We start from the raw sequence: 13,070 nt of genomic DNA on the forward strand, positions 1-13,070 counted from the left end.
ACGATTTCGTCGAACTTGCGGGCGATCTCCTCTCGTTTCATCCCCAGGATGGCGCCGCTCATGAAGACGTTGTCGCGGCCGGTCAGTTCGGGATGGAAGCCGGTGCCCACTTCTAACAGGCCGCAAAACCGACCGTTGATGAGCGCACGGCCCGCGGTCGGTTCCGTCACACGGGAGAGAATCTTCAGCAGCGTGCTCTTGCCGGAGCCGTTCGTGCCGATGACGCCGAAGACTTCTCCTTTCTTGATTTCAAAGGAGACGTCACGCAGGGCCCACAGGCTGTCGGGGGCCGATGCGGGGACGGCGGGGCGCCGTCCAACGAGCCGACGGAGTCCCTGGGCCAGCGCGCCGGCTAACGACCCCGTATGGGCATGCGTTGCCCCTAATTGATAGCGCTTGGACAGGTGTTCGACGTGAACGGCCAAATCACTCATGGTCAGCACGTCACCTTGCCGGACAAAAACTGTTTCAGTTCACCGATGTTTTTCATGTCGGCCAGCTCATTGCCCTTGAAGCGAACCCCGAATGCCTGTTCGATTCCGAACATGAGATTGATATGGGCAACGGAATCCCAGCCTTCGATGTCCGACGCGGTCATGTCATCACGCAGTGCGAGTTGATCGTTGTCGAATACCTGACGAAATACTTCCTCGAGTTGGTGGTGTAGGTTCATGTTTACGTGGCTCCTCAGTTGGTTGGGATGGGTTGGCGACCTACTGGTTGTCGGTCATTTGCAGGCGGCTGTTCGTTGCCGTCCGGGCGAGGTGAGGGGTCTCGAGACAGTTCAAATGGCTCCAGGATCTCCAGTGTGTGAGCCTGGGAGGCGAAACAGATATGCCGCACAATCGACGCGGCGGCCTGCTCGACGTCCATGGCGCCCTGTCGTCCCATGGTCGTATTGGTCTGATCGGTGAATAACTTCGGCGGCCTGACAATCAGCTGATGCACCTTCGGGGAGTGCACTGCCGCCCAGCGGACCAATCCCTCGATCGCACATTTTGTGGTGACGTACTGTGGAAACTCCACCGGTGGTTCCTTCACAAAGGCCGAGGAGAGCACAACGTTCCACCCTTCCGATTCTGCCAAGGCGCTGAGAAAACTGGCCATGGGAACGGTGATGAGTGCCAGGCTTTTTAAAAGAAAGTCGTCAAATTGTGCCAATCGTTCCGGGGCGAACGACAGGGGGCGAATGGGTGGGGAGGCATTGCAAATCAGCAGGTCCAGTCTGCCGAACCGATTGAGGATCGTCTGTCGTGCGGTCTCGCACCAGTTCACATCCGCCGCGTTGCCTTGCAAGAGCGTGATGTGAGTGGAACTCGCCCCGAAGCTGGCTCGAATCCGCTCAGCCTCCTGGCTGGAACGATGATAATTCATGACCACGGAGCAACCTTGTGAGGCCAGCGCTTGAGTAATGGCTGCGCCGAGACCACGACTGCCTCCGATGACCAAGGCCACTCGCCCGATAAGCCGTTCTGAAGGCGGAAGCAGTTCGGTCATCCGACGGAGTGAGGGCTGTGGTGAATCCTGGCGTACGAAGGCCCACGTCTGCGCCGTCACGCCGGTTGTAGTCCCCGATGACAGCCTACCGGTGGTGTGCAGAAGGTCGTAGCGCTCGTCGAACTGTTCAACAACTGCGTCGTAAGTGAATGGTCCCTGCTGGAATTCCAATTCGGGGAAAAACTGGAGCATCAATCGCCAGAAGACGGCCCGCTTTCCGGGGAGTTCCATGCCCACCAGAAAACTCGCCCACATCATGGCTGCAATCTGGTGTGCCGTTGCACCCTTTCCGGAGAGTCCCCATTGGGTGACCACGTGAGCAAACTCTTGCGTATTCGGACCATAGTGCCCCTTCACGCCGGTTCCGGGAATCAGGTCTGCCTTCGTCCGGTCCGCCGCGTCCGAAATGGAGGGCTTTCCGTGCACGAGCATTGGCTGAGTGGTCTCTTGCCCAGGGGCAAACGTAAACGTCGCCTTCATCATCAAGCGAGTAGCGTCGTATAGCTTGACCGTCTCACGGTCCGCCGAAGGCACGGAAGCCTCTAGGCGGTACGGTACCCCGACAGCAAGAGGGTTGCGAAACTCGACCGAAAGACTCTGAAGCCGGTGCTGAGGGCGATTCGAGAGCCGTCCGAGGGACGCCAGCACAGCAAGTATGCCGAATACGACCGGCTCCCCATAGGGAGTTGCCCTCGCATACTCCTCCGAGAGGTGCAGGGGATTGCGGTCGTGGCTGGCCGCGCTGAACCGGGCCAAATCCTCGCTGGTAAATGAGATCGTGGGGGGGGCAACCCGGAAAGACGCGGCAGGGCCTTGTGACTCAGGGCTCGCCATGAGCTGGCTCCCAGGAGGCAACGCTTGTGACGAAGGGATTCGTTATCGTGCCGCTCGCCAGCAGATCGTAGGTCCAGGTTTCGGCCCCATCGTTCGTGCCGAGTCGCGTGAAGCCTTGTTTGGCATAGGCCTCTGCCGCCATCGCGTTCTTTGCCGTGGGAATGTAGGTTCCACGAATCGAGGTGCAGCCCAGCTGGAGTGCTCGTTGACACAGATGCTCCAGCATCGTGGCCTCGACCGTACGCCCGATGACACGGCAACTCATGAGCCACGTGTCGATGTCCAGCGTGTCGCCGTCATGTCGCGCGATCATCACACTCACGAGCCCGTGGTCGGCGTAGCGATCGCGCAGGCGCAATGCAAGATGGACGTAACGCGTGTCCCGTACGAAGCCCTCCAGTTGCGGCATGCCATGGCGACGGGTGGTGAGATTGAATTGATTGGTCTTGCCGATGAGCTGCGCAATCCTGGGCAGCTGGGTCTCCTCAAACGGCGTGACGATGGCGTGCATCTGGAGGCTGCGATAAAAATCCTCGAGGGAGTTCGCGGCAGCTTCCAGGGCCTTAATTTTGGCGCGGGCTTGATACTGGTTGGTCCGCTCACTGTCTTCGGCTGTCAGGGACGCGGTCTCCAGCAAGAGATACTGTGAGAGCGTCCTGACGTAATAGGCGGGATCCTCAGGCAGCGGAAGGACATCGACCTGCGGGAGAAACTTCCGCACGAGGTCTCGCTCGACAGGATTGTCGTCGACGAATACCAGCGCGTCCAAGCCAATTTGGAGTGTGTCGGCGATGGTGCGGATATTCTCCGGCTTGGATTGCCAATTGGCGACGAACAGCGCGATGTCGTGCAACTGCAGCCGCATCTCGGGATGTTGCTCAAAGGGCTGAACGGCGTCGGCGTGATTGTTTTTCGAGCAGACGGTCAGAATGACGCCTTTACGCTTGAGCTGCAGCAGGTATTCCTGAAAGGCCACGAACGCTTCGCCTTCGGGACCATGCCCCAATCTGATGCCGGCAAGGCCGTCCTCCGCAATGACACCGCCCCATACGGTGTTGTCCAGGTCGAGCACGAGGCACTTCCGGCTCAAGCCGAGATCTGCTGCGATGACCGCGGCCGTATGTCTGGCCAGCAGCGGGAGGGCGTCGAGGGCCACGGCCTGCTTCGAGAGGTTCCAGTAGCGCGGATCGTACCAACGCTGTTTGCCGATGAGCGCCGAGAGTCGTTCACAATCCACGATGGAGACGGCGGTGCCCGCTGCGGCGCCAAGGCCGGTGTTGACCGCTTGGGTCATCATGTAACGGGATCCAGGAAGTCTGGTGGCGAGATGCCCTGTGGGGATGTCGCAAGGCACGGCGAAGTTGTGCTGGACGATTCGGGCGCGTGACAGGGTTGTGGCCAGATTCCAGAGTGCGGTCCATCGACTGACTTCCCGTTGCACTTCTTCCGCGGGGTCCGGGCTAAACTCTGCCAGGTGCAGATCCCCTTCGTGCACCGCCAAGAGTACGATGTCGGGCGCAAACGCGTAGAGGTTACTGGCCGGATCGATGATGTCCTGTTGGTATTGCCCGTAGGGGCTTTCATACAAGTCGATCCGAATGCCGATTCTCGCCGCCGCAAGGCGCACCATCGCACCGAGTTGAGTCGTGGTATAGCTGCCGGCGATCGCCACTTTGACTGTTCTCGCAGCGGGCCATACGGTGCGTTGTGCGTTGCGTTGAAACAACGTCCAGCCGGCCTGCCAGGCTGCATAGTCGTCGCCCGCGTCCACAAGGGACAGTGCCCAGCGGCATGCTTCCGCATGGTTGCCGATGCGGTCATAGCTTCGGGCAAGTTTGAGGCAGAGGGGCGTAGACGGTGGACTGGTGACGGCGTCGAGATACGATTGAATGGCTTGCTCCGTCTTTCCCTGCCGGAGCAGCGCGTCACCGCGAAGCTCCGGTGTGTCGGCGGACGTGGCCGGTCGTAGTGGCGCGATACCGTTTGGCGTCATCCAGATTTTCTCACATGTGTTGCGGCATTGTTTTAAGTGGAGCGGGCGTCCGCGACACATGTGGAAGTCGGATCATGCGCGGAGCTTCGGCGAAGACCCGGGCTCCAGCCGGAACATCGGACATGACCACGACATTTGGTCCGAGTACCGCACCCTCGCCGACTGTGACCGCGGCAAAGATGACCGCGCCAGGTCCCACTTCGACGCGGTTCCCGAGGTGAGGGCCCTTGTGGAGGGTTTTTGCTCCTCCATACCCCGCTCCGATCGTGGCATTGTGCCGGATAAGACAGTCGTCGCCGACGACGGTTTTCCAGTGAAACACCAGACCATTTTGGTGCGCCAGCAATAATCTGCGCCCGAGCACGACCGTCAGCGGAATCTCAATGCCGTAGGTGTTGCGAACGTAGCGGTAGAGCATCCGGTAAAGCCTGAGTAGGACGGTCCTCAGCATACCTGGGCGCTTGTTCGAGACCCAGGTGCCAAAGCGATGGACTGCAATCGCGCGAAATCCGGGCATGGTCCAGTCGCGATGGTTGACGGCCCAGTCTTCTGATATCTGCTCGATCAGCTCCTGTACGCTTCGATACAAGCGCAGCAATGGGTTCAGCATGGGGAGTTCCGTGGGGTGAAGCAGTCTTGTCAACGTATTCATGTTCCGCCATCGGGCCGATGCGCGAGGCATCTGTGCCGCTCCATGAGTTCGTTGCGCGTTGGGCTGTTTGTGGCTTGCCATCAGCGCGGCAAGTTTCGACAGGCACAGGCGGCACACATCTGACATCGAAGCGCCGCGATTCATGTCGATGCATTACTGTCAGGGAACGAGTAGCAAATCTTACCATATGTCCAGCATTACTGGACAGTCCAAAAGTGAAGATGGAAGACGAAATCGTCGTCGCCATCGGATCGGCACGCATGTCGCTTCGAGTAGGACACGCCTTGTGCAGGCTCCGTGTCATTGTGAGGCACTTGCGTCGATTCCATGTCACGAGAGACGTTGGGATTAACCACCGATCAGCGTATGCGGAGCATCGCTTGTTCAAGGCACATTGTCGACTGGGGACGTACCTAGGGCACTAATTTCATCGTTGATGGTTGCCTGGGTGAGTCGGTGGACTGTCAGGGGGCGGGATGAATGCATGAGGCCCTCCCGCTGTCCTGACCACTTCCCTCCGTTGTTCCAACTTGTACAACCCTGCTGTTTCGTGACTTGTATGGGAGGGGGGGCCATGGTACTATTCGCCGTCTCACGCTGGGGCCTGGTGAGGGATGCGTTGAAATAGTTCAGGCCTGACTCGATGTTGCCTTGCCCGGGAATCTAATCGAAAGCCAGACCCAAGTCGCTCCGTTTTGTCGCGCCTTCGGCCCGTCCTTTCCCTTTCTTTCCTTCGATCAAGACAATGTCACTACCCAAGAGGAGGACCCACATGGGTTCTAAAATTTATGTTGGCGGGTTGCCCTATTCGGCAACCGAACAGCAGTTAAGTGATTTGTTCGCGGTGCATGGGGCGGTGGAATCCGCCCGGATCATCACGGACAAGTTTACCGGCCAATCGAGAGGTTTCGGATTCGTTGAGATGGCCTCTTCTGACGAGGCACAGAAGGCGATTTCGGCTCTCAACGGCTCGGACATGGGTGGCCGGACATTGACGGTCAATGAAGCGCGTCCGCAGGAGCCCCGTTCCGGCGGTCCTGGACGGAGCGGCGGGGGGTTTAACGATCGCGGGGGCAAGCGCGATCGCTGGTAACGCCCAGTCATGAATCAGCTCGGGGCAGTCATCCTCAGGGTGACTGCCCCTTTTTTATGCCGTCGCATAATCGTGTGGTTGCTGCGACATGGCGAACAGCCTCTGGGACGAGAGGGCGAGGCGTGGTTGTCGTAGGGGAAGCATCCGCAAAGATGGAGGGAAACGGCTGCCGTAGCGGAGCGGAAGGAGGTGCGCGCCTCCAGGGTGTGGTTCTCAGAATCGCTAGTCGAGGAGGCGAAGAGACAGGTCATCAAAGTAGGTGATGGCGTCTGCTTTCGTCAACAGTCCGATCCGGCCGTTCGCAAAGGTCGTGTCGCAGGCACGGATGAGGACGGCGTCGTCATAGAGGGCTTTGATCTCGCATCCCCGCTGCACGACGCGAAGTGTATGCCACCCCGTTGCAGGGAGGGGACGATCGATCTGTTTCACCACTTGCGGAACTCCCTTCACGACGCGGTACAGGCGAAGTTTCTGTTCGATCAAACTGACCCGCAGTAGATAGTAGTTCCGATCGTCCACGGCATGCCATACGAGGCCGCCGCCGAAATCGGCTTTACCGGCAACCGCGAGGTAGGAGACTTCAAGATCGAGGTTCGTGCTCCCGGTCCCCTCCATGAGGAGAAGTTTGTTGGTCTGATCCGTCCCTTTGGGTTGCACTTGCGCGAGGACCTGGGACGGGCTTTTGGCGCGATCGGTGATGAGAATTTTCCACTCGCCGGCCGGTCGTCCATCGAAGAGCGTTCCAACGATATAGGCGCTCGGTAATGTGCCTGGAGCGGAACTGTCGAATGTCCATTGACGAAGGTGGGCGGGATTCGAGGCAGGGTCCGATTGTTCCGCCGGCGATGGTGCGCAGGGGACGAGCAGTCCCACGCCGACGAGGGCCAGGATGCCGCCCGTGAGGCGTCGGAGCTTGGGAAGACTGGTTCCGGAGTGGGTGTGAGACATCAAACGTCCCTGTCCGAGATCAAGCGGGGAGGACTGTACACTAAATGGGGGCTTATGGGCGAGCCATTGCCGAAGAATTTTCTGCTGGCCGGCGCAGGTTCCTGACTACGTAGACAGACAGGCTTTGTGGCGGAGGGCTCTGGCGGTTAGGGCATCTCCAGTTCGCGCAGTTTTGCTTCGGCCTGCTCGAGCCACCGCCTGTTGGCCGGCGTGTCGAGTTCCAGACGAAGGTATTGCCGCAGTTCCTGTGCCGCTTCCATGCGCTGCCCGATCCCGGCCAGAGCATTGCCGAGGTTGAGCCGGATCTTGGCGTCGTTGGGACGCAGGTGGAGGGCGGTGCGGAATTCACTGATCGCTGCTTCAGGCTGACGTTTTTCCATCAGTCCCAGTCCGAGATTGAAGTGCGCATTCACATCGTTCGGCTGGAGGCCTGCGGCGGTGCGATATTCCGCGATGGCCCCGTCGAGATCGCCCGTGGCCTTCAGGGCGACGCCGAGATTGTTGTGGGCGTTGACGTCGTCGGGATTGCGGCGTAGGACGGTCTTGAATTCGGCGATGGCGCCTGCGGGATCGCCCATTTCCTTGAGCGCGACTCCCAAATCATTGTGCGCCTTCGAATCCTCCGGCTTTAGCCGCAGGGCCTCCTTGAACTCGATCATCGCGGCGTCATTCCGGCCGATGTCGAGGAGGGTATTGGCCAAATTGAGGTGGGCGGCGAAATAGTTCGGTTGGAGGCGAAGTGCGTGTTTGAACTCGTCGATGGCCTGCCCGAGATCCCCCTTGAAGACGAAGGCCACCCCGAGATCGTTGTGGCGCATGGCTTCAGCGTCGGTATCCACCGGTTGGGTGATCTTGTCGGTGGTAGAGACGATCTGTTCTTCCTCCAGAACCTGCTTGTCTGGCAGGCCGGATTTGGCCGCAGGCTTGTCTGCCGGCGCGGCAACGCACTCAGTTCCGAAGGGCAGGAGTAGTCCGAGGGTCAACAGGATGAGGGGAGGATCAATAGGGCGTATCGACGCCGGATGGCGAACACCGTCTCGCATGGGAGGCTCCTTCTACGTAGTCGCATGGGAAAGATGGTGAAGGGGAAGAATCGGTGTCTGGCCTGTTCGACAATTAGGATGACAGCACCACACGCTGTCAGATAGCCCGATCCCGTCTGAAATTTCAAGTTGAAAGTCCGCCTGTGGATGTCACCGGGCTCGATGCGAGTGAAGGGGGCGTCCTGTTAGTGTCCGGTCTGGTCTTGGGGGTGAACGGCGTCGCCTCCCGGAGTCTGGTGCCATCCTCCGCCTAGCGCCTTGTAGAGGCTGACCATGTCGGTGAGCCGTGCCCGTTCGGTTTGGGCCAGTTGCGTTTCCGCTGCCAGCATCGTGCGTTGCGCATCGAGGACATCGAGATAGTTCACGAGTCCCTTGCGATACCGGACCTCCGCCAGACCAACGGCGGCGCCGGCCGCCGTTGCCTGTTCACGTTGGCGTGTCAACTGTTCTGTGCGCATGTGGATCGACACCAGCAGATCTGCGACTTCGCGAAAGGCCAATAGAATCGTCTGCTGGTATCCTTCCAACAGTTGTTGGTAGCGTGATTCCGCCGCCTCGAGCCGCGCCACGTTGGTGCCGCCGAGAAAAATGGGCAGGGTTACCGAAGGGCCGATGCTGAAGTTTGCGCTGTTGCCTGTGAACCAGTTTGCAAACTCGGCACTTTGCAGGCCTCCCTGGCCGGTAATGGACAGGGTGGGGAAGAAGTAGGCGCGTGCCTGCCCGATACGGGCATTGGCAGCTTTGAGGCTGGCCTCGGCCTGCAGAATATCAGGTCGTCGTTCGAGCAGGTTGGACGGGAGCCCTACCGGAATGTCCGGCTGGACGACGATCTTCCGCAGGGGCTGAGGTGGAAGATTCAATGTTCCCGGGGCTGCCCCCGTCAGGACTTCCAGCCGATGCGCTTCAACCGTACGTAGGCGGGTCAAATCCGGAATTTGCCCCGCGCTTTCGGCGACCAGAACTTCCGTTCGTTTTACGTCAAGGTCTGATGCCAGCCCGACCGAGGTTCGCTTACGGATAATGTCCAGCGAGTCGCGCCGTAGCGCGAGTGCCCGCTGGGCGATCTCGATCTGCTCATCCAATTCCCGGATGCGGAAATACGACTGCCCCACGTCCCCGATCAGTGTGAGGGCAACGGCACGGGCGTCCTGTTCGATGGCCTGCGCATCGGCGGACGCCGCTTCCATCCCTCGACGGATTCGACCCCAGAAGTCCAATTCCCAACGAAGGTCGGCTGCCCCGTTCCACAAATCAAAACTACTGCCGGGCTTGGCGAAGACCTGCGGCCCGGGTTGCTGCCCCGTGGCCAGACCCAACCCTGCCAGGGTGTTCTTCGAGATGGAAATATTCGTATAGCTGCCCTGAACGTTCAATTGCGGGTAGAGGCCGGCGCCGGCGGTGGTCATGGCGGCGCGGCCCTCGATCACGCGAGAGGCGGCCCGCCGTACGTCATGGTTCTGCGCGAGTGCGCGCTCGATGAATTGGGTGAGTTCCTCATTGCGAAACGCCTGCCACCAATCGGCGCTCGGTGCCGCCCCTGAGTCGCCGCCGATCGCAGGACCCGCTCCCATGGCGGTCCAGTCGGTGGGCGTGCTGACTGGCGGGCGCGTATAGGATTGACCTTGTAAACACCCGGCAACCGACAGGGTCAGCAATCCTGCGATCAGGCTGCCTGCCTGTTGCCATAGAGCAGAGGCCTGTCTCATCGTGGTGACTCCACGGCTTGATCTGGTCCGACGGGGCCGCGCTCGATAAACACGTCGACCTGCTGTCCTGTGTAGACCGGAAACGTCGGCCGCTCAAACCGGTAGATGATCTGGAGGACGCGGGTGTCCACACGTTCGGTGTTCTCTCCGGTCAGCGATTTCTTCGGCACGATATAGGGCTCAATCCGGACGAACGTCAGGGGGATCGGTTGGGCGGTACTGCCTTTGGGATAAGCCACGGCGGGCCGATGCGGCGTCACGAGCGGTGCATTGATCTCATCGACTTCGGCACGAACTTGCAGCTGTTGCATGTCTCCCAGCAACATCAGCGGTTCGCTCGCGCCGATCGTGAGGGCAAATTCACCGGCCCGGATGTTGACCTGAAGAATCGTGCCGGCCCTTGGTGCACGGACTGTCAGTCGATCGAGCAGCATTTGTGTTTCATCCCGCTGTGCAATGACTTGTTTCAACGCAGCCTCGTGGCGGGTCATCGCGCGTTTTGCCATTTCCAAGGCGTACCAGGTGCGTTTGATGTCGTCATCACTGACGGCCCGACTGTCGCCTACGGCTTTTAACCGCTTGAGTTGGGTGTTGAGATCTCCAATGCGGTAGGTCTGTTCCTCAACTTGTGCTTCCGCCGGGGGGATCGCGGCCTGGCGTGCTACGAGCTGCGCGCGAAGGTCCCGGTCATCGAGTTGAAGGAGCGGATCGCCGTCGCGCACCCGATCGCCGACTGCGACCAAGACTCGTGTGACGAGGCCGGCGGTGGGGGGGCCAATGCGCACGTTCTCGTTGGCTGCCTCGATGATGCCGCTCGCGGCCACGGTCGTGTCATAGGGAGAGCGTGGGGGCGCCACGATTGGAGTCGGCATCGGTGCGGTCTTGCCTGCGGTCAGGATGCTCCATGCAGCGAGCACGGCGCAGGCAAGCGCAAGCCAGACGCTGAATCGATTGAGAATCATCATGCCGTGGCCTCTTTCTGAATCGGGTGGATACCGACGATACGTCCGTCCGTGAGTTCCGCCATGCGATCGCCGAATTGAAATACGCGACTGTCATGGGTGACGACGATGACGCAACGGTCGGGGGCTCGTCCCACGTCCCGGATCAACTCCATGATCTTTTGGCCGTTCGGTCCGTCGAGGGCGGCCGTCGGTTCGTCGCAGACCAGCAGTTGTGGATCGTTCACCAAGGCCCGTGCGATGGCCACGCGCTGTTGTTGCCCGCCGGACAGGTTCCTGGGCAGAAATTCGGTCCGGTCGCCGAGTCCGACACGTTCCAACATCAACCGCCCTCGCGAGATCGCGTCCTTTTTCTGGAGGCCCTGAATCAGCAGCGGAATGGCCACATTTTCCGCCGCGGTGAGCGACGGGAGGAGATTGAATTGTTGAAAGATGAACCCCATGCGCTGGCCTCGAAAGCGTGTGCGTGCGTCCGGGGGCATGTGCGTCAATGGGGCGCCTAGCACCTCCAACTCGCCCGCGTCGATGTCCAGAATGCCCGCGATGGCCGAGAGTAAGGTGGTCTTCCCGCCGCCCGATTCCCCGACCAGCAGCAGCAATTCGCCGAAGTACACGTCGAGATCGATCCCCTTGAGTACGGTCACCGTCGTGTCCCCGGTGCCGAACGATTTCACGAGTCCCCGTACCTGCACAGCGGTGGCGGGAGGGGAGGCAGCGAGTGGCCCTTGCGTGTCTGCGTGCACATGCATGGGCGTCACCGGAACACGATCGCGGGTTCGAGGCGCGCGAGTTTGACGATACTGATCAAGGCGGAACAGGCACAGATCCCCAGGAGCGCGATGAGCACAATGAGAAGCAACTGCCACGTTTCCACAAAGGGCAGCCCGCCGCTGTTGGCGGAGAGAAGGCCGAATCCCGTGGCGAGGCCGATGCCGATTCCATAGCCGGTGAATCCGACGGTGAAGGCTTGCAGCAAAATCATCCGTGCCAAGGTGAAGGTGGATGCGCCCATGGCTTTCAGTGCCCCGAATTGCTTGAGGTTTTCCACGGTAAACAGATAGAACGTTTGCCCGGCGATGGCCATGCCGACGATGAACCCCAGCACGATGGTCGTGCCGAAGTTGATACCGATGCCAGTGTTTTTGAGTACCCAGCTGATCGTCTTCCAGCCGAAGTCTTGTGCGGTAAAGGCTCCAAGGCCGGTCTGTTCCTGGATGCGCGACGTCAGCTCCGCCTCGGGTACTCCGTCTTTGGCCTTGGCCAGTACGTAGGAGAGTGTGCGGCGCTCGCGGGGCACATAACGCATCGCCCGCTCGTAGGTGGTGTACACCACCGGAATGTTGGTGAAGTTTTTCTGTGTCTTGGCAATGGCCACCACACGGGCCAGTTTGTCGTTCAGTTCGAACACGGTTCCGATTGTGATGACCGTTGGGCCGCCCATGCGTTCAACGGCCCATTGATCCAGCACGACGGCATCGGGCTGCAAGATGTCCTCGAATCGGCCTTCGAGCACGTCGGTCGGGCGTCCGATGAGTGTGGGGGCATCCAGCCCGGTCAGCGTGATCTGGTGATAATCCCCGTTGGAGAGACGGGCGCGCAGCACTCCCTTATAGAGTCGAACCGCCCACTCCACACCGGAGACGCTACGCACACGATCGACGGCGGTGTCGGCAATCGGCTTCACCTCGTCAACCTGGCCGATGCCGGGATCCGTGACCCAAATCGGGACGTTGATATTCGTCACGCTGGATTGCGACCACATCATGAGACCCCAGAAAATCGACCCCTGCTGCACGATCAACATGACCGAAAAGGTGAGCCCGCAGAGCAGCATGAGATATTTTGCGCGGTCGCCGAAGAGCATTTTGAGCGCCACGTAGCTCATGCGTTGTCCTCGCTGACCCGATGGTCCGGCGCGTAGGCGACGATCCGCGGTGGCTGTGGAAGCCTGACCTGGTCGTGGCGATGGAAGAAGAGGGTGCAAATCCTTGCGATCGGGCATCCACGGTGTAGCGCGACGGTCCAGAAACGTCGCACGTGTTGACCGTTGGGCTGTTGATCTTCGTCCATGAGCCGCAACGGGCCGGGAAACGCACTGGTGAAGGTGATGCCCCTGGCGGCAAGCCGGTCGCCGAGTCCCTCTATGAGAAAATCCAGAATGTCACCGCACCATGAGAAGCAGCGGCCATCACGACTGGCGTCACCAGACGCAAGCAACTCGCGTTGCCGCTCGGCCATGTGGGATTGGATCTCGTCGCCGACGGATTGCGGAGTCGGGATCGCCATCGTGGATTTCATGTAGGAGGATTGGAGCATGGACGGTGCCAGGGTGGTCACGGAGG

The 13,070-nt window shown here is 60.2% G+C and carries 13 protein-coding genes; 1 reads left to right on the forward strand and 12 read right to left on the reverse strand.

Going from position 1 to position 13,070, the window contains the following annotated elements; all coding sequences use genetic code 11:
- The 5 genes from JNL86_16640 to JNL86_16660 form a co-directional block, all read right to left on the reverse strand.
- On the reverse strand, window positions 1-434 hold a 434-nt coding region (locus JNL86_16640), incomplete at its 3' end, for an ABC transporter ATP-binding protein (protein ID MBL8044538.1).
- Between the two features lie 2 nt (window positions 435-436).
- Window positions 437-673, reverse strand: a complete 237-nt coding sequence (locus tag JNL86_16645) for an acyl carrier protein (protein MBL8044539.1) — start codon at window positions 671-673, stop codon at window positions 437-439.
- 14 nt (window positions 674-687) lie between these two features.
- Window positions 688-2,331 carry an SDR family NAD(P)-dependent oxidoreductase gene (locus JNL86_16650; GenBank protein ID MBL8044540.1) on the reverse strand — a complete coding sequence of 548 codons (1,644 nt, stop codon included), beginning with the start codon at window positions 2,329-2,331 and terminating at the stop codon, window positions 688-690.
- The gene (locus JNL86_16655; GenBank protein MBL8044541.1) at window positions 2,318-4,324 is read right to left on the reverse strand and encodes an HAD-IIIC family phosphatase; all 2,007 of its coding nucleotides are present in this window, start codon (window positions 4,322-4,324) and stop codon (window positions 2,318-2,320) included. Before JNL86_16655 ends, JNL86_16650 begins: the two co-directional genes overlap by 14 nt.
- Before the next feature lie 10 nt (window positions 4,325-4,334).
- Window positions 4,335-4,934 carry a serine acetyltransferase gene (locus JNL86_16660; GenBank protein MBL8044542.1) on the reverse strand — a complete coding sequence of 200 codons (600 nt, stop codon included), beginning with the start codon at window positions 4,932-4,934 and terminating at the stop codon, window positions 4,335-4,337.
- Between the two features lie 814 nt (window positions 4,935-5,748).
- Between JNL86_16660 and JNL86_16665 the strand changes: the two genes are divergently transcribed.
- Window positions 5,749-6,069 carry an RNA-binding protein gene (locus tag JNL86_16665; GenBank protein MBL8044543.1) on the forward strand — a complete coding sequence of 107 codons (321 nt, stop codon included), beginning with the start codon at window positions 5,749-5,751 and terminating at the stop codon, window positions 6,067-6,069.
- Between the two features lie 222 nt (window positions 6,070-6,291).
- On the opposite strand, the gene JNL86_16670 is transcribed toward JNL86_16665, so the two are convergent.
- The 7 genes from JNL86_16670 to JNL86_16700 all read right to left on the reverse strand — a co-directional run bounded on the left by JNL86_16670 (window position 6,292) and on the right by JNL86_16700 (window position 13,014).
- Window positions 6,292-7,017 (reverse strand): hypothetical protein, encoded by a 726-nt coding sequence (locus JNL86_16670; GenBank protein MBL8044544.1) that lies wholly within the window; start codon window positions 7,015-7,017, stop codon window positions 6,292-6,294.
- Between the two features lie 146 nt (window positions 7,018-7,163).
- On the reverse strand, window positions 7,164-8,060 hold the full coding sequence (locus tag JNL86_16675) for a tetratricopeptide repeat protein (GenBank protein ID MBL8044545.1): 897 nt from the start codon (window positions 8,058-8,060) through the stop codon (window positions 7,164-7,166).
- Between the two features lie 185 nt (window positions 8,061-8,245).
- Window positions 8,246-9,766, reverse strand: a complete 1,521-nt coding sequence (locus tag JNL86_16680; GenBank protein MBL8044546.1) for an efflux transporter outer membrane subunit — start codon at window positions 9,764-9,766, stop codon at window positions 8,246-8,248.
- Window positions 9,763-10,731 carry an efflux RND transporter periplasmic adaptor subunit gene (locus JNL86_16685; GenBank protein ID MBL8044547.1) on the reverse strand — a complete coding sequence of 323 codons (969 nt, stop codon included), beginning with the start codon at window positions 10,729-10,731 and terminating at the stop codon, window positions 9,763-9,765. The genes JNL86_16680 and JNL86_16685 overlap by 4 nt, the downstream gene beginning before the upstream one ends.
- Window positions 10,728-11,477, reverse strand: a complete 750-nt coding sequence (locus JNL86_16690; protein ID MBL8044548.1) for an ABC transporter ATP-binding protein — start codon at window positions 11,475-11,477, stop codon at window positions 10,728-10,730. The genes JNL86_16685 and JNL86_16690 overlap by 4 nt, the downstream gene beginning before the upstream one ends.
- Window positions 11,478-11,482: 5 nt before the next feature.
- Window positions 11,483-12,613, reverse strand: coding sequence for an FtsX-like permease family protein (locus JNL86_16695; GenBank protein ID MBL8044549.1), 1,131 nt, complete (start codon window positions 12,611-12,613; stop codon window positions 11,483-11,485).
- Window positions 12,610-13,014, reverse strand: coding sequence for a hypothetical protein (locus JNL86_16700; protein ID MBL8044550.1), 405 nt, complete (start codon window positions 13,012-13,014; stop codon window positions 12,610-12,612). The genes JNL86_16695 and JNL86_16700 overlap by 4 nt, the downstream gene beginning before the upstream one ends.
- Window positions 13,015-13,070 lie beyond the last annotated feature (56 nt).

The organism is Nitrospira sp. (assembly GCA_016788885.1).
In the GTDB taxonomy this organism is placed as follows: domain Bacteria; phylum Nitrospirota; class Nitrospiria; order Nitrospirales; family Nitrospiraceae; genus Nitrospira_A.

What these genes read in the sequence shown, in the direction of transcription:
- JNL86_16695 (MBL8044549.1), bottom strand. Translation starts at nt 12,613, where the DNA reads ATGAGCTACGTGGCGCTCAAAATGCTCTTCGGCGACCGCGCAAAATAT.
- JNL86_16675 (MBL8044545.1), bottom strand. Translation starts at nt 8,060, where the DNA reads ATGCGAGACGGTGTTCGCCATCCGGCGTCGATACGCCCTATTGATCCT.
- JNL86_16655 (MBL8044541.1), bottom strand. Translation starts at nt 4,324, where the DNA reads ATGACGCCAAACGGTATCGCGCCACTACGACCGGCCACGTCCGCCGAC.
- JNL86_16660 (MBL8044542.1), bottom strand. Translation starts at nt 4,934, where the DNA reads ATGCTGAACCCATTGCTGCGCTTGTATCGAAGCGTACAGGAGCTGATC.
- JNL86_16665 (MBL8044543.1), top strand. Translation starts at nt 5,749, where the DNA reads ATGGGTTCTAAAATTTATGTTGGCGGGTTGCCCTATTCGGCAACCGAA.
- JNL86_16680 (MBL8044546.1), bottom strand. Translation starts at nt 9,766, where the DNA reads ATGAGACAGGCCTCTGCTCTATGGCAACAGGCAGGCAGCCTGATCGCA.
- JNL86_16685 (MBL8044547.1), bottom strand. Translation starts at nt 10,731, where the DNA reads ATGATGATTCTCAATCGATTCAGCGTCTGGCTTGCGCTTGCCTGCGCC.
- JNL86_16650 (MBL8044540.1), bottom strand. Translation starts at nt 2,331, where the DNA reads ATGGCGAGCCCTGAGTCACAAGGCCCTGCCGCGTCTTTCCGGGTTGCC.
- JNL86_16670 (MBL8044544.1), bottom strand. Translation starts at nt 7,017, where the DNA reads ATGTCTCACACCCACTCCGGAACCAGTCTTCCCAAGCTCCGACGCCTC.
- JNL86_16690 (MBL8044548.1), bottom strand. Translation starts at nt 11,477, where the DNA reads ATGCATGTGCACGCAGACACGCAAGGGCCACTCGCTGCCTCCCCTCCC.
- JNL86_16700 (MBL8044550.1), bottom strand. Translation starts at nt 13,014, where the DNA reads ATGGCGATCCCGACTCCGCAATCCGTCGGCGACGAGATCCAATCCCAC.
- JNL86_16645 (MBL8044539.1), bottom strand. Translation starts at nt 673, where the DNA reads ATGAACCTACACCACCAACTCGAGGAAGTATTTCGTCAGGTATTCGAC.